Raw genomic sequence first — 15,137 nt, 5'->3', positions numbered from 1 at the left:
TTCCTCCTTATAAAATAGCTAGTATATCTTCTCCTGCCTCAACAGTTGCTTTTTCATTCATTGGTAAAACATCTAAAAAGTTTTGAGTATTGGTTACGATAATTGGTGTTGTGACATCATATCCTTTGTCAATAAGCGAGGCAATATCGACTTCAAGAAGAACATCTCCTTTTTGCACTTTGTCCCCTTCTTTTACAAAACTTGTAAAGCCTTCACCGTTTAGATTAACAGTCTCTAATCCGACATGGATTAGTACTTCTACCCCGTCCTGACTAATCAACCCAATGGCATGTTTAGAAGGAAAGACAGAGGCAATCACTCCATCAATAGGAGAAACGACTTTTCCATTTGAAGGGACAATAGCAATCCCCTCACCGAGTAATTTACCTGCAAAGGTTTCATCATTAACTTGTTCAAGTGGAAGAAGGGTTCCTTTTAAAGGCGAAGCAATCTTTTTTTTGTTTGACACACCTGTTGGAACATTTTCCAAATCAGACGGCTGTACTTCCTCATCGATACCCAAAATGTAAGCAATAATGAAGGTGATAACAACACTTAAAGCTGTTGCAATCAAGGCATTTGTAAAGTTGGCTGGCTGATCAGCATTGATAAATTGTGGTAAGGCAATCAAAGATGGTACTGCAAACAAGAAAGATTTTATTCCGACAATTCCAGCAAACAATCCTGCAACACCACCACCAATCATCGCTGCATAAATTGGTTTCTTGTATTTCAAGGTAACCCCATAAAGAGCTGGTTCTGTAATTCCGGCTAAAAGAGCTGAAAAACCTGCTGCAAAAGCGACTTGTTTGGTATTTGGATTTTTACTTTTTAGAGCTACTGCCATAGAAGCTGCTCCTTGAGCTAGGTTAGCTCCAAGCATAGCTGGTAAAATGAGTACATCAGGTGTTGCTACAGAAGCTGCTAGGAAAATCGGAGCAAAGGCCCAATGCATTCCTGTCATAACGATAAATGGCATGATAGCCCCTAAAATTGCCAAGGTCAACCAACCTGCTGTTCCATACATTTGCTGAATGAGGGTAGATAGTCCTTCTCCTACAATCACTCCAATAGGACCAACTACAACTAAGGCAATAAAACCTGAAATAAGTAAGACAATCGTTGGTTGTAAGAAACTTTTGGTCACAGCTGGTACAACTTTATTAACCGCTGTTTCAATATATTTCATCAACCAAACCATAATGAGAATTGGAATAACAGATGATCCATAGTTAGCTGGTGTAACTGGGGCACCAAAGAGAGCCATAGGGTTCGCATCTGCTACCATTTGTACAAAATTTGGATGAAGCAAAATTCCTGCTACAGACATCGCTAAAATTGGTGTAACATTGAGCTTTTTCGAAGCTGAAAATGCTAGGAAGATTGGCATGAAATAGTAGGGCGCATCACCAAAGATACTCAAAAAGGAAATCGTTTGTGAATCAGCAGACAACAATCCCAACATTGGGAGAATAATCACAAGAACCTTAAGCATTCCGCCACCCAGCATTGCTGGAATTAAAGGAGTCATGGATCCGGCAATATACTCAATAATGTTACCGAAAACAGATCCTTTCTTTTCGGTAGAAACAGGCTGTTCGCCACCAAAGTTCCCTAATTTTACAAAGGCTTGATAATAGTTAGCTACATCATTTCCCAAAATCACTTGGTACTGGCCGTTTTTACGCATCACACCCATGACATTAGGAATGTTTTTAACAACCGCATCCGAAACAAGTTGTTCATCTTTTAAAACAAGGCGTAGTCGAGTGACACAGTGAGTTGTACTAACAACATTTGCTTCTCCTCCGACTGCTTTTAAAATAGCTTGAGCAGTATCTTTGTATTTCATCATGTTCTCCTTTATTCTAGTACAGATTCTTAGTTAGTCTTCGAATATGTGCAGTTAAGTAGAGCAATTCACTCGAACTCAGACGGTAATCATACTCTTTCTGAATATAGCGAGCAACTTCTTCTCCACAGTCATATTCTTTAGGGTATTTTTTCCGCATTAAAGCAAGCAAATCATCATCGTCATCTTCTTGATAATATTCATGCGCTAATAAGCGGTGGGCAAAAAGTTTGATATGGGTAATAAAGCGATAGTATTCAATCGATTCTTGATCAAATTCTGTGACATAAAAGTTTTTCACAATTTGCTCAATATTCATGATAATTTCGGTAATCTTGTACGATTCTTGAAAATTATTCTCCAGATTCGCATTCACAAAATGAAGAGCAATGAAAGCAGCTTCGTCTTCAGCCAACTCTATCTTGGCTTCTTTTTTGATAATCTCTAACGCCTGCTTTCCAACCTTATACTCTTCAGGATAATATTTGGCAATTTCCCATTTTAGAGGATTTGCAATAACAATCCCTTCCTTGTGTCGTTCAATGCTCGATTGAATATGGTCAGTTAAATTGACATAAATAATCTCGTCAAAATTATTTCCTAATTTGATTTTTCCAAGATTGATAATCTTCTCGCACACATAGACTAGCTCTAGCGGTACATTGATAAACAATTCTGTGAACCGAGTCATATTATCCCTATTTTTCAATAGAAAACTTTTTTCAATCGCATCTACTTCTACCGTATCGCCAACTTTTTTTGAAAAGGCAATTCCCTTACCAAATAACAGAATGTCAACATCTTTTTTATTCGTCGCAATAACTGCATTATGGTTTAAAATTCGTTTTATGATCATAAAGTGTTTCCCTAAAAACAAAAAGGAACTTATTTATCGTACGCAAAAAAAGCATCGTATAAATAGGTTCCTGCTCGCAATAAAGCGATAACATCCATTTTTATAATATTATAAGATTCAGCTACATCATGCTTACGTTGGTAATAACATTGTAACCGTTTTTAATTTTATCCTAAAGCCAAAACTTTGTCAAGAAAAATTTTCATTTTTTTGCTATAAGCTGTTCCTCATAGTCTTTTCGACGGAATTGTATGAAAATGCTATCGGACCAATTTTTCCCTCCACACCTCAGTTGTAAACTCTTGTTCCGACAGACGTGTTTTAAATCCAACATCCACATAGAGTTGACATTGCGCTTGCACTCCATTCAAGATTTGGCAAATTTCGTCTACCGTTTTGGATTTCGTAAGCCCTTGCTTAGCAAGAATGATTGATTTCCATTTCTCATATTTCGTTGCAAAGTTCCTTTATATACTACGATTCAGCTACTCTGGTATAACAGAAAAGGAGTGAGAAAGCGCTCCTCTCACTCACAAATCTACATGATCATCTTTGCCGCATCATTAAACTCGTCATCCCTACTGTCACAAAGAAAGTAACCAAAGTGAACATCAGAGAATTTTCAGCAACCAGTAGACTAAGCAGGAAACCAATAGTCAGCAAAGCCAATTCGGCAAGGTAAAATTTAGGAGTCCAGCTAAAGTCTGCCTTGTTATAAGGTGCATGTAGGAGAATTCCAACCAAAAACAAGAAAATACCACTATAGAGAAGGCACACAATAGCATCGTTCGATAGCTGATGCTCCTGTAATAAGGTAAAGGCCGCCGTAATAAAGCTTAAACCAAAGAAAATAAAGTAATGATAATAAATAGCTCCGTTTCCTGATACATTCGTTTTATTGACAGCAATCCTGTGATCCATCTCTGTGATATAAAAGAGAAATAAATTTGCCACAATCAAAAAAGGAAAGAAGGAAGAAAGTGACAATTTATCGATAGAAAAATAAGGGGCAATCCCAATAATCATCTCGCCAAAGGTGATAATCACAAGCAGAGATAAACGTTCAACAAGGTGAGGAAACGAAATTGGAGTTAATTCCTTTAAAGCACCGGTTTTTGCTGGATTAAGTAAGAAAGACGGCATGAGCCATGTCACAATGATTCCTAAAACAGCAATTACTAGACTAGATGAATAAGGGAGAAAAAGACAGGACAAGAGACTCAGGATTCGTACTCCCAAAATAGAGAAAAATTGCTTGATAAAGTATTGATCGGCCGTATTTCTGGTGATGCGATACTCGAGACCATATTGTGCAAGTAAGAGTCCCGTGAGAACTGCCATCGTGCTAAAAAAAGGGATGACCATGCTTTGGAAATCATTGGATAGCAAACCTGCAGCAACTAGCAGGCATATCATCTGTAGCAACATAAAGACAGTATTCGTCAAGCTATTTTTTCCAAAACGGTTAGTAAAAACCATCTGAATCATCCAAGAATTGATAAAAATAATCAGTGCAATACTAAAGACAATCACATTTTCTAAAAGGAACCTTCCATTGCGAACATGGGATAACAGATGAGTCATCTGAGAGATGGCATAGACATAGACTAAATCATAAAAGAGTTCTGTTAGTTCTACCTTTTTATGGCGAATTAGTGACATTTTGCCTCCTTTTCTGTGACAGCTCTATACCTCAAATTCCCTTTGTTGACGCATTCAAGCAGTGAGAAGTTCTGTTTGACCTGCTGCTCAATAGAAGCGTTTTGTTCTAAAAATGCTGCTACTATGCTATTTTCTGTACTAGAAATATCAATGATATACCATGTATTGGGAGAATCTGCAACAAAGCCTGCATAGAGAATCTTCGTGTCTTTTGCCTGATTTACTACATCAAAAAGCTCGTCTTTAAATGCCGTTTCCCTACTTTCTTTCACACGCACAGATATCAATCTAACAAATAGACTTGACAAATCTTCTTCTTGAACCGGCTGTTCTTGTTCATACAAAATTTGAGGAATCAGTTCTACACGTTCTTTGTAAGGAATGTAATCTTGTGCAAAAGTAGCAAAATCCTTAAAATGAGAAGAAGTGATATGTGCTTGATAGGCCATAGCATCACGATAGACTTCTATCACACAAAATGTTTGCTGATCATCAACTTTTGTCAAATACATCGCTAAAGTTCCTTCTTCTTTTGTGATGGATTGATTGAAATTTGTCTGTCCAATCTGAAAAAATTCCTCTACATGATTTTCAGCTACTTTTAGCTTAAATACGTTAAAAATAGGCTGCATTAGCTTCCTTTCTATTTCAATAAGCGATACCAATTATCCGCAAAGATAGCTTGTTTTTCTTTTGTTGAAAGAGCCATCGCTTCAATCGCAGCAATAATCTCTTTGGTAGGACCTGCAGGTAAAATTCCTAAAGGAGCATCCGTTCCAAAAAGAATCTTTTCAATACCAAAATAGTCGACAGCTAATTCCAGAGCTTTTGGATTGCCTAATAAGGCTGTATCTACGTAAAATTTCTTAAAATCCTGTACCATCTCTTCTGGCAGGATATGACGAATTCGCTCCGCAAAATAAGGAACCATTGCCCCTGCATGGTGAACAATGATTTTCAGATTAGGGTACTTTCTAAAATAGCCCGCTTCTACTATTTCAAGCATGGCTTGTGTCTGCTCGTACTCCCATGAAAAGACAATGTTATTGTCAGGTTTTCTCGCATCAAATACAGGATGAAGCCAAATTGGAATCTCTAGCTTTGCACAAGTTTCAAAAATAGGTGCAAATTCTGGTGCAGCAACAGACTGACCAAGATGGCGACTAAATAATTGGACACCTACAATATTTTGATTTTGGGTAACAAATTTTTCTAAAATCTCAAGACTTCCATCCATGTGATTGAGGGCGAGCATCGCGACACCTCCTGCAAATTGCTCCGAATGAGCTTGCAGCGTTTCTAATAATTCTTGATTGGCTTCCTGAACGAGTTTTAAAGCCTCATCGGCCTCTACATAATCTTCTGGATTGACATTAACATAAGATATAATTTGTTGGGTATCTTTGTGTTGATACTGTGCTCTACTCTTCATATCTGTCAAAACTGGATTCTGTAAAAAGGGCATTTTATCCGGCAAATGTGGATCTAGCCTAAGCATTTTTTGGTAAAACCTTGGTAATAAAACATGGGCAAATACATCAATTTTCATCTTTTTATTCCTTCCAACTATTTTCCTGATCTTCTAAAATCGCATATTCTTCAAAATAAGAGGTAGCTTGATTGATCTCACCGCTCTCATAAAGGGAAATTTTATGCTCTAAGCGGTCGATGGAGCGTTGCAAATTTTCTTTTCGCTGGTATAGAGTCTCTAATTGTTCTTTTAGAAGCCATTCTCGCTCTTTTTGGGTTTTCTCCCCTTGTTGTAGTAGTTTGACATAAGTTTTTAAAGCTTCTATTGGAATTCCTGAATGCCGCAGGCAAATCACCATTTCAAGCCAGTTCAGCATTTCTCTCGTAAAATAGCGATTTCCATTTGATTTTCTTGGAATAGTCGGCAATAATCCGATACGCTCATAATAGCGTAATGTATTGGAGTTAACTTGATAAAGTTCGCTGACTTCTGTAATCGTATAGGTCTTCTCTGTATTGGTCATTATACCTCTCCTTTATCCAAATCATTATATCACTTGTAGTGAACTATAAGTCAAGCTAGATTGTCAAAAAAGCTAGGAAAACCTAGCCTTTACTGATTATTCAACACTTTCATACACTGGCTCAAATCTGCCAAGGCACGTTCAGCGATTTTCTCATAGCGTTCTTTTTTATCACGAATACGAGGACCGTCCAACTCTTTGATAATGCCAAAATTAACATTCATCGGTTGGAAATGCTTGCTATCTGCATGGGTGACATAGTGTGGTAAACTTCCGATTGCCGTTGTTTCAGGGAAGATGATTTCTTCTTCATTTTTGAACAAGCGAGCTGCGTTGATACCGGCTACGAGGCCAGACGCCGCAGACTCAACATAGCCTTCAACCCCTGTCATTTGACCAGCAAAGAAGAGCTGCGGATTTTTCTTAGAACGAAAAGTTTGTGTCAAAAGATTGGGCGAATCCATGTAGGAATTACGGTGCATCACCCCATAGCGGACAAATTCAGCATTTTCCAGTCCCGGAATCATTTGGAAGACCCGCTTTTGCTCGCCCCATTTCAGATGAGTTTGGAAGCCGACAATATTATACAAGCTACCTGCTGCATTATCCTGTCGTAGTTGAACGACAGCATAGGGTGTTTTAAATTCTCCATCACGAGGACCGGTATAATCTTCTGGATATTCCAGGCCAACAGGCTTCATTGGTCCATAAAGCATGGTTTTCACCCCGCGTTTTGCCATGACCTCAATCGGCATACACCCTTCAAAATACTTTTCTTTTTCAAAGGAATTAAGAGGGGCTTCCTCGGCATTGACAAGAGCATCGTGAAAGGCCATAAACTGTTCCTTGGTCATTGGAGCATTAAGATAGGCAGCTTCTCCCTTGTCATAGCGGGATTTAAGATAGACCTTATCCATATCAATCGTATTGACATCAACAATCGGTGCTGCTGCATCATAGAAATAGAAACCAGCTCCACCATTGAAGGCGTGAATTTTCTCTGCCAAGGCATCACTGGTCAGAGGCCCTGTCGCAATGACGGTAATTCCTTCGCTTGGCAATTCTGTGATTTCTTCACGAATGACCTCAATCAGAGGATGTTGGTGCAACTCATCTGTCACCATTTGTGAAAAACCTTCTCGGTCAACAGCCAAAGCACCTCCAGCTGGGACGCGGGTCTGTTCCGCTGCTTTCATAATAATCGAATCCAAACGGCGCATTTCCTCTTTTAAGAGACCGACTGCATTGGTCAAGCTATCGCCACGCAGAGAATTAGAACAAACCAATTCTGCAAAGTGATCTGTCTTATGTTGGGGTGTTGCTTTTACGCCCCGCATTTCATAAAGTTTGACAGGAATTCCCTGTTTTGCAATTTGATAAGCCGCTTCAGAGCCAGCTAAACCAGCTCCAATGACTGTAATATAGGATTGAGACAATAGACTAATACCTCTAAAAATGAATGGAAAAAGAGATTATGCTACCATTCATTTCCCAGATGTGGGGGCTACCCACACCTGAACCTTTCTAATTTGATACTTGTTTATCATAACATAAATTCGATCAAAGACCAATTAAATAGAATAAGCAATATGTTTGATCAAATGATGAAATCAAAAAATCTACCATAGGATTCCACCTATGGCAGACAGGGTAATCTTTTAAGAAGAACCTGTAAGGTAGATGATCAGTTCTTAGTTTTAATCATTGACCCATTTTTACGATTTAGCGGTTCCTTCTTATTTAATCTTCTTTTCTTCGTAATCACCATTTGGACAGATTACTTGCTTGCCGCCACCACGTACCTTCTTCTCAACAAGATAATGTTGGCATTTTGGACAATCGCGCCCAATCGGCTTATCCCAGGAAGTAAATTCGCATTCTGGATAGCGATCGCAACCATAAAAAACACGATTGCGCTTGCTTTTACGTTCAATGACCTGACCTTTGTGGCATACTGGGCAGGTTACGCCAATTTCTTTTGTAATTTGCTTGGTATTACGGCAATCAGGAAAATTACTACAAGCGTAGAATTTGCCAAACCGCCCTAATTTAATCACCATTTCGTGACCACAAACATCACAATCAAAGCCAGCCGGCTCATCCTTGATTTGAATTTTTTCAATTTCCGTTTCAGCCTTGGCTAGTTCAACCTTAAACGGCTGGTAGAAACTATCAATAATCTTCTGCCACTGTTCTTTACCAATTTCAACATCATCTAGCTTTTGTTCCATCTCAGCTGTAAAGGTAACATTGACAATATCTGGGAAAAATTCGACAATCAAACGATTGACAATTTCACCCAGTTCTGTTGGTTCAAATCGCTTGGCCGCTAATTTGACATAATAACGCTTCTGAATCGTATCGATAGTTGGAGCATAGGTTGAGGGACGACCCACTCCATTTTCTTCTAACGTTTTAATCAGGGTCGCTTCCGAATAACGAGCAGGAGGCTGAGTAAAATGCTGTTCTGGCTTGGTCAAGACACGTTGGACTGTGTCGCCGACTGTCATATCTGGCAACATTTTGCTCTTATCTGAATCATTGTAAACAGCCATATATCCGTCAAATTTTACTTGACTACCATTTGCTGTGAATAACACACCATTTTGGGCGAGCCGTACACTCATGGTATCAAAGACGGCTGCTGTCATTTGACTTGCTACAAAGCGGTTCCAGATAAGGGTATAGAGTCGCAACTGATCCTTATCCAAATATTTGGCAATTGATTCCGGAGTTAATTGAACATTAGAAGGACGAATAGCCTCATGGGCATCCTGGGCACCAGACGCATTTTTGACCTTGCTACCGTGCTTAGAATACTTGGTACCAAAACGTTCTGTAATAAAATCTGCTGCCTGTGCTTGAGCGACTGGACTGATTCGAGTTGAATCAGTACGCATATAGGTAATTAAACCTTGCGTTCCACCGGTTCCAAGGCTAACTCCTTCATATAATTGCTGCGCAACCATCATGGTCTTTCGTGTCCGAAAATTGATTTTGTTGGCCGCATCCATTTGCATTGTTGAAGTGGTATATGGCAATGGTGCGTTGCGTTTGCGTTCTTTTCGATCAACTTTTTCAACTAAGAAATCTTCTCCCTTAATACGTGCCAAGACTTCTTTTACTTGTTCATTTGTTTCGAGTTTCAGTTTCTTATCATCTACACCATAGAAACTGGCTTGAAATTTTTTAGTTCCTTTTTTAAAGGTTGCATCAATTGTCCAATATTCTTCCGGTTTGAAATTTCTAATCTCATTTTCACGGTCAATAATCAATTTTAGTGCAACTGATTGGACACGTCCCGCAGATAGCCCCTTCTTAACCTTCTTCCATAGAATAGGAGAAATAGAATACCCCACGATACGATCTAGAACACGACGTGCTTGCTGGGCATCCACCAAATCATGATTAATCGTTCGTGGCTCTTTAAAAGCATTTTTGACTGCATCTTTTGTAATTTCGTTGAATACGACACGATTTTTGTCCTGCTCGTCTAAACCTAAAATATGAGCCAAATGCCAAGAAATTGCTTCTCCTTCACGATCCGGGTCACTTGCGAGAAAAACTTGTTTGGCCTTTTTAGCTTCTTTTTTTAGGTCATTGATTAGCGGACCTTTTCCACGGATATTGATATATTCTGGTTCATAATTATTTTCAAAATCAATCGACATGCTCGATTTTTTTAAATCTCGGATATGTCCGACCGAGGCAACTACCTTATAATTTCGTCCGAGATATTTTTCAATCGTTTTAGCCTTTGCAGGCGACTCCACGATGACAAGATTTTTCTTAGTCGTTGCTTTCTTCTTTGTTGTTACCATATTCTTACCTTTTATCTATTCTTATTGCTATAACATTCACAAGAATATACTATTTTTAGGTAAGTGTCAAGATTTTTATTTTCCTATAGGAAAACTCATTTTACATTTGGTATTCTGATAGGACGTCTAAGCCTGATGTAGTACACTTTTCTCCCTCTTGAATCAGATAATGACATCCATCAGATTTTCCGTCCAAAATGGATCCTGGAATAGCAAAAACATCTCGTCCTTCTTCTAGGGCCCGTTCGCAGGTAATGAGACTTCCAGAACGTTTTTTCGCCTCTGCGACAATAATGCCTTGTGATAAGCCCGCAATAATCCGATTTCGCTCTGGAAAATGATATTTAAGCGGTTGGGCATCCGGTTCATACTCCGAAAGTAGCAAGTGATGCCGAGCGATATAATCTTGTAGCTTCTTATTTTCCTTTGGATAATACACCCCCAAACCAGATCCGATAACAGCGATTGTTTTACCGCCGTTTTTTAAGGCTGAAATATGTGCTGCTGTGTCAATTCCTCTTGCCAACCCACTGACAATAACAAAGTGATTACCTAATTCTTTAATAATTTTTTGGACTGAACTGGTTCCTGTCTGACTAGCTGCTCTTGCTCCTACAATAGCCAACTTAGGCTTGTTTAATAGTTCGATATCTCCTTGATAAAATAGCAGAACTGGCGGATTATAAATCTGTTTCAATTCATTTGGATAGGCATCGTCCAAAATGGACAGCGACGGATAACGATTGAACTCTTCACGGCAAGCTTTTATATCCAACTGCTTATACTTCTCTACAAACAAAACTGGATTTTTACATTCTGAAATCTGCGCAATTGTCTTAATCGATAAAGAACTTCCATTATCCTTTTGATACGCCAATACTTTATGAAGATTGAGATTCGTCAATCCAGCTTTTTTTAATTTAAACAATTCAAAGTTATTCATTTTTTCACCTCTACTTGTTTATTCGAAAAAAACTATTTTTCTGTACAAGCTAGGTATATTTTTCAAAAAGAAAAAATCCTAACATAGCCTGTCAAGATTTTTCAGGATTTCAACTAAAATATAGAGTGCTAGTCAAATCAACTAGGTTCTTCCTAAAATCTGAGAATTAGGGCTTAAACAAGACCGTCATGGCAAATCGAGTATTTTAATAATACGAGCAGGATTGCCTGCTAGGACAAGATTATCTCCAAAAGATTTGGTCACGACAGAGCCGGCACCCACGACAACATTGTTACCCAAGGAAACGCCTGGGAGAATCGTCACACCACCACCAGCCCAGAAATTGTCTCCAATCGTAATTGGTTTGCCATATTCCATACCTGAAATCCGTTCATTTGCCTCCAAGGGATGAAGTGGTGTAAGAAGTTGTACATTGGGGCCTAACATGGCATTATCACCAATCCGAATCGGACAAACATCTAAAAACGTACAGTTGAAATTAGCGTAAAAATTTTCTCCTACGTAAATATGACAACCATAGTCACAAGCAAAATTTGGCTCAATATAAATCTGATTCCCAGTGCTACCAAACCATGATTTGAGCAATTTGCTCCGTTTTGTACTATCTAATCCTTGATTGAATTCCATGCGATAGCGACGTGCCAAGCTACGTAACTGGACTAATTCTGCATCGCTAGCATCGTATAGTTTGCCTGCTAACATTTTTTCACGTTCTGTCATCTTTGCTCCCTTTCTTCTTAAGCATTGATTTAATCGGTTCAAAGCTCTTTCGGTGAATGGGGGTCACCCCTTTTTCATGCAGGCCTTCCAAATGCTTGGCAGTTCCATAACCTGCGTTTTTAGCAAAATCATAACCTGGATACTTCGCCTCAAACTCAGCCATCAAACGATCTCTTGTCACCTTTGCAACGATACTAGCAGCCGCAATGGACAGGCTATTGGCATCTCCTTTGATAATAGAGGTCTGTGCAATCGGCGTATCCAATCTCATCGCGTCAATCAGCAAATGCTGCGGACGAACAGCTAATTGCTCTAAAGCCTCAATCATGGCTAGCTTGGTCGCTTCGTAGATATTTACTTGGTCAATGACCTGACTGTCCTTGATGCCAATTCCTACAGCTACTGCCTTGTCCATAATTTCTTCATAGATGGCTTGGTGTTTACTTTTGGGAATTTTTTTTGAGTCATTTAAAAAGCGAATTTTACAACCCTTTGGCAATATAACGGCAGCTGCTACAACAGGACCTGCTAAGGGGCCACGACCGACCTCATCAATGCCTGCAATCAATTCAATTCCTTGCGCATACAAGTTTTTTTCATAGGAAAGCATCTGCTCTAAACGAGCATCTTCTGCTTCTTCTGCTAGAAAATCCTTGTGTTTCTTCTGGAGTAGGGCTTGCACTCCTGCTCGAGTATCCTTAACCAGTTCCTCTAAACGCGTGTCCTCTTTATCTGTGATGGTCTCAAGGAGGGCTTTTATTTCCTTAATCGTTGCCATCTTCATCTCCGACTGTATCAAGGGTATAGAGACCTAATTTACCATCTCTTACTTCTTTCACAAGCAAGCTATAAAAGCGGTCATAATCCTCACGGAAACCAAGTTTTTTTGTCATATCCATGATGATTTCAGGGGCTTCATCATCCAGATTCATCTGCTTAAAGCGCTCTTTCAAGGCTGCTGGATAATGGGTCTTGAAATAATTCAATCCGAATATCGTGACCTCGTCCATTGGTAGAAGATTATCCTTAATCGCCCCAGTCAAAGCCAATTTGAGAGCTACTTCTTCATCTTCAAATTTTGGCCATAAAATCCCCGGCGTATCAAGGATTTCCAAATCTTTATTGGATTTAAGCCATTGTTGTCCTTTAGTAACACCTGGTTTATTGCCAACGACCGCAATTTTCTTACCAGCCAAGCGATTCATCAGGGTTGATTTTCCTGCATTGGGAATGCCAATAATCATAGTACGCAAGGTTTCAATCTGAATGCCTCGTTCTTTTTGGCGTTCGATTTTTTCACGCATCAATTTTTTGGCGGCTTCTGTTACTTTTTTGACGGTAGATTGTTCCTTGGAATTGACAGTCAAGGTTGGAATGCCTTGTGCTTCAAAATAAGCTCGCCATTCCTTGGTCGCCACTGGGTCTGCCAAATCTGCCTTATTTAAAATCAGTAATTTCGGCTTTTCCCCCACAATCTTTGTCAACATCGGATTTTGGCTCGATAAGGGCAAGCGTGCATCCACCAATATCGTTACAAAATCAACAAATTTAAGATTTTCCTGCACCTGCCGTCTTGCTTTAGACATGTGGCCTGGAAACCATTGAATAGTAGCCATGAGTTTATATTTCCTTTCGTAGCAAGGTTTTTTATATGTAAAACCTGCCTGTTTTCTATTAGGCACCAAGCAGGCACCAAAATTTTGTAGTCACCAAGTTAGTCTATAACCAACAACCTTTTGTTTCCCTTCTCTTAAATAAGAATATCAAATGACTTATAATATTTTGATAAATCTTTCTTAAGCTTAGGAATTATATTTGCAGTGATATGTCTAGGTGTATAAGTTGATTTTAGACCAAGTTTTTCTCTAAAATCAGCTAAAGAAAATTCAAGTATTTTTGAATCAAAATTATTTTCTATTTCATCATTTACAATTTTAGAATATTTACTAGACCAAGATTTTAATGCTTCAAATCTAAAATGATTCCTATCAATAAATTTATCTAAGGCTTTAATTGTTTGACCTTGAGATAATCCTTGACTATGGGTATACAACATAGTTGTTTCATAATTGGCATGCCCGACACGTTCCATAATTTCTTTTATAGCAACTGACATACCCTCACTTTGTAAATAGGTAATATGCATATGCCTAAAGGAATGTGGGGTTACATGCTTTGTCCATTTGAAACCGTATCTCTCTTCGCAGTTTTTAATAAGATCAGTTTCAACACGAGCAAGTACTTCTCGAAAAGAATGCGAAGTTATTGGGGAACCATATTCTGTCCTAAAAACACTCTCAGAGAATGTAAATGCTTCGCAAGGATTTTCAATCGCATAGCGGTCAAAATCTTCACTGCGTTGTATAGCTCTTAATATAGCATCACAGGCCACCTTAGGTAAAGCAACATCTCGATCAGCATTTATTGTTTTAGTCTCATCAAAGTAGAATTCTGAAACTTTCAAATCATGATATTGCAAAGCCTTATCAATATGAAGTACACCTTTCTCAGCATCAAAATCTTCCTTCGTAAAAGCAGCTTCTCCGATTCGAAGTCCTGAAAATAGTAAAACTATAGCCAAGTCGTAGTAATTCGGATTCCTTCTTCGACTTAGTGTTTCAAAGAAAGCCCTAATCTCATGTATTTCCAAAAACTTAGCTTCTCGTTTTTTCTTTGTTTCACGCTTTTTCTCAAGAGACGTTTCTAATTTTATTACAGACATTGGTGAGAATTGAATAACATTATAAAGAACACCATGGTTAAAAATTTTATTACAAGTGCTTTTTATATGTATCATAGTAGATTGTGATGCATTATATTTCTCCATATAGGTAGTCAAGCACTTTTTCATTAATAACGGTGTTAGACGTTCGAGTAAATAATCATCACCAATAATTTCACCAAGTCGTTCTATCACAAAAGCTTCTCTTTTGACTGTCTGAGGCTTGACAGATACTGACCAAGTTTCTAGCCAACTCATTTTTAATTCTCCGAAAGTTTTTATCAACTGGGGATTAAATTTGGCTTCACTGCCATTAATTAATGTCTCAATTTTATCTTCGAGCTCTCGTTCTGCTTGTTTTCGAGCGCGACTCGTATTTTTATAATAACTTACAACAGCTGTCTTCCACTTGCCAGTTAGCGGATCCTTATATTTATCTACAACCTCGTATCGGGTAATTCCTTTTGAATTAGTTTTTGTTCTATAGTACATTTTCGTTTCCCTAAACTTGAAATGAAAAATCAATCATAGAAATATAACCATTCT

General features: G+C 38.5%; 12 protein-coding genes and 1 pseudogene. All 13 read right to left on the bottom strand.

Annotated features, from left to right (window positions below; translation table 11 throughout):
- Nucleotides 1-7 precede the first annotated feature (7 nt).
- Nucleotides 8-1,852: a beta-glucoside-specific PTS transporter subunit IIABC gene (locus A4H00_RS09565; protein ID WP_067090238.1), complete on the bottom strand. Its 1,845-nt coding sequence runs from the start codon at nucleotides 1,850-1,852 to the stop codon at nucleotides 8-10.
- A gap of 16 nt (nucleotides 1,853-1,868) precedes the next feature.
- The gene (gene licT, locus A4H00_RS09560) at nucleotides 1,869-2,708 is read right to left on the bottom strand and encodes a BglG family transcription antiterminator LicT (protein WP_067090234.1); all 840 of its coding nucleotides are present in this window, start codon (nucleotides 2,706-2,708) and stop codon (nucleotides 1,869-1,871) included.
- Nucleotides 2,709-3,254: 546 nt separating this feature from the next.
- Complete coding sequence (locus A4H00_RS09555; RefSeq protein ID WP_067090230.1) at nucleotides 3,255-4,370, bottom strand: low temperature requirement protein A; 1,116 nt, start codon at nucleotides 4,368-4,370, stop codon at nucleotides 3,255-3,257.
- Nucleotides 4,361-5,002: a putative quinol monooxygenase gene (locus A4H00_RS09550; protein ID WP_067090225.1), complete on the bottom strand. Its 642-nt coding sequence runs from the start codon at nucleotides 5,000-5,002 to the stop codon at nucleotides 4,361-4,363. The genes A4H00_RS09555 and A4H00_RS09550 overlap by 10 nt, the downstream gene beginning before the upstream one ends.
- An 11-nt stretch (nucleotides 5,003-5,013) precedes the next feature.
- Nucleotides 5,014-5,919 (bottom strand): amidohydrolase family protein, encoded by a 906-nt coding sequence (locus tag A4H00_RS09545; RefSeq protein ID WP_067090220.1) that lies wholly within the window; start codon nucleotides 5,917-5,919, stop codon nucleotides 5,014-5,016.
- A 4-nt stretch (nucleotides 5,920-5,923) separates the two neighbouring features.
- Nucleotides 5,924-6,364, bottom strand: a complete 441-nt coding sequence (locus A4H00_RS09540; RefSeq protein WP_067090216.1) for a MerR family transcriptional regulator — start codon at nucleotides 6,362-6,364, stop codon at nucleotides 5,924-5,926.
- Nucleotides 6,365-6,453: 89 nt separating this feature from the next.
- Nucleotides 6,454-7,800 carry a methylenetetrahydrofolate--tRNA-(uracil(54)-C(5))-methyltransferase (FADH(2)-oxidizing) TrmFO gene (gene trmFO / locus A4H00_RS09535; RefSeq protein ID WP_067090212.1) on the bottom strand — a complete coding sequence of 449 codons (1,347 nt, stop codon included), beginning with the start codon at nucleotides 7,798-7,800 and terminating at the stop codon, nucleotides 6,454-6,456.
- Nucleotides 7,801-8,100: 300 nt separating this feature from the next.
- Nucleotides 8,101-10,185, bottom strand: a complete 2,085-nt coding sequence (gene topA / locus A4H00_RS09530) for a type I DNA topoisomerase (RefSeq protein WP_067090209.1) — start codon at nucleotides 10,183-10,185, stop codon at nucleotides 8,101-8,103.
- A gap of 100 nt (nucleotides 10,186-10,285) precedes the next feature.
- Complete coding sequence (gene dprA / locus A4H00_RS09525) at nucleotides 10,286-11,128, bottom strand: DNA-processing protein DprA (protein WP_067090206.1); 843 nt, start codon at nucleotides 11,126-11,128, stop codon at nucleotides 10,286-10,288.
- A 186-nt stretch (nucleotides 11,129-11,314) separates the two neighbouring features.
- Nucleotides 11,315-11,869, bottom strand: coding sequence for a sugar O-acetyltransferase (locus tag A4H00_RS09520; RefSeq protein WP_067090202.1), 555 nt, complete (start codon nucleotides 11,867-11,869; stop codon nucleotides 11,315-11,317).
- Complete coding sequence (locus A4H00_RS09515) at nucleotides 11,856-12,647, bottom strand: ribonuclease HII (RefSeq protein WP_067090199.1); 792 nt, start codon at nucleotides 12,645-12,647, stop codon at nucleotides 11,856-11,858. The genes A4H00_RS09520 and A4H00_RS09515 overlap by 14 nt, the downstream gene beginning before the upstream one ends.
- Nucleotides 12,634-13,485, bottom strand: a complete 852-nt coding sequence (gene ylqF / locus A4H00_RS09510) for a ribosome biogenesis GTPase YlqF (RefSeq protein ID WP_067090196.1) — start codon at nucleotides 13,483-13,485, stop codon at nucleotides 12,634-12,636. The genes A4H00_RS09515 and ylqF overlap by 14 nt, the downstream gene beginning before the upstream one ends.
- Nucleotides 13,486-13,575: 90 nt before the next feature.
- Nucleotides 13,576-15,083 (bottom strand): annotated as a pseudogene (locus tag A4H00_RS09505) (tyrosine-type recombinase/integrase).
- Between the last annotated feature and the right edge of the window lie 54 nt (nucleotides 15,084-15,137).

Source organism: Streptococcus marmotae (assembly GCF_001623565.1).
GTDB lineage: Bacteria > Bacillota > Bacilli > Lactobacillales > Streptococcaceae > Streptococcus > Streptococcus marmotae.
This window is presented reverse-complemented; position numbering and strand designations above follow the sequence as displayed.

What these genes read in the sequence shown, in the direction of transcription:
- A4H00_RS09565 (WP_067090238.1), bottom strand. Translation starts at nt 1,852, where the DNA reads ATGAAATACAAAGATACTGCTCAAGCTATTTTAAAAGCAGTCGGAGGA.
- licT (WP_067090234.1), bottom strand. Translation starts at nt 2,708, where the DNA reads ATGATCATAAAACGAATTTTAAACCATAATGCAGTTATTGCGACGAAT.
- A4H00_RS09555 (WP_067090230.1), bottom strand. Translation starts at nt 4,370, where the DNA reads ATGTCACTAATTCGCCATAAAAAGGTAGAACTAACAGAACTCTTTTAT.
- A4H00_RS09550 (WP_067090225.1), bottom strand. Translation starts at nt 5,002, where the DNA reads ATGCAGCCTATTTTTAACGTATTTAAGCTAAAAGTAGCTGAAAATCAT.
- A4H00_RS09545 (WP_067090220.1), bottom strand. Translation starts at nt 5,919, where the DNA reads ATGAAAATTGATGTATTTGCCCATGTTTTATTACCAAGGTTTTACCAA.
- A4H00_RS09540 (WP_067090216.1), bottom strand. Translation starts at nt 6,364, where the DNA reads ATGACCAATACAGAGAAGACCTATACGATTACAGAAGTCAGCGAACTT.
- topA (WP_067090209.1), bottom strand. Translation starts at nt 10,185, where the DNA reads ATGGTAACAACAAAGAAGAAAGCAACGACTAAGAAAAATCTTGTCATC.
- dprA (WP_067090206.1), bottom strand. Translation starts at nt 11,128, where the DNA reads ATGAATAACTTTGAATTGTTTAAATTAAAAAAAGCTGGATTGACGAAT.
- A4H00_RS09520 (WP_067090202.1), bottom strand. Translation starts at nt 11,869, where the DNA reads ATGACAGAACGTGAAAAAATGTTAGCAGGCAAACTATACGATGCTAGC.
- A4H00_RS09515 (WP_067090199.1), bottom strand. Translation starts at nt 12,647, where the DNA reads ATGGCAACGATTAAGGAAATAAAAGCCCTCCTTGAGACCATCACAGAT.
- ylqF (WP_067090196.1), bottom strand. Translation starts at nt 13,485, where the DNA reads ATGGCTACTATTCAATGGTTTCCAGGCCACATGTCTAAAGCAAGACGG.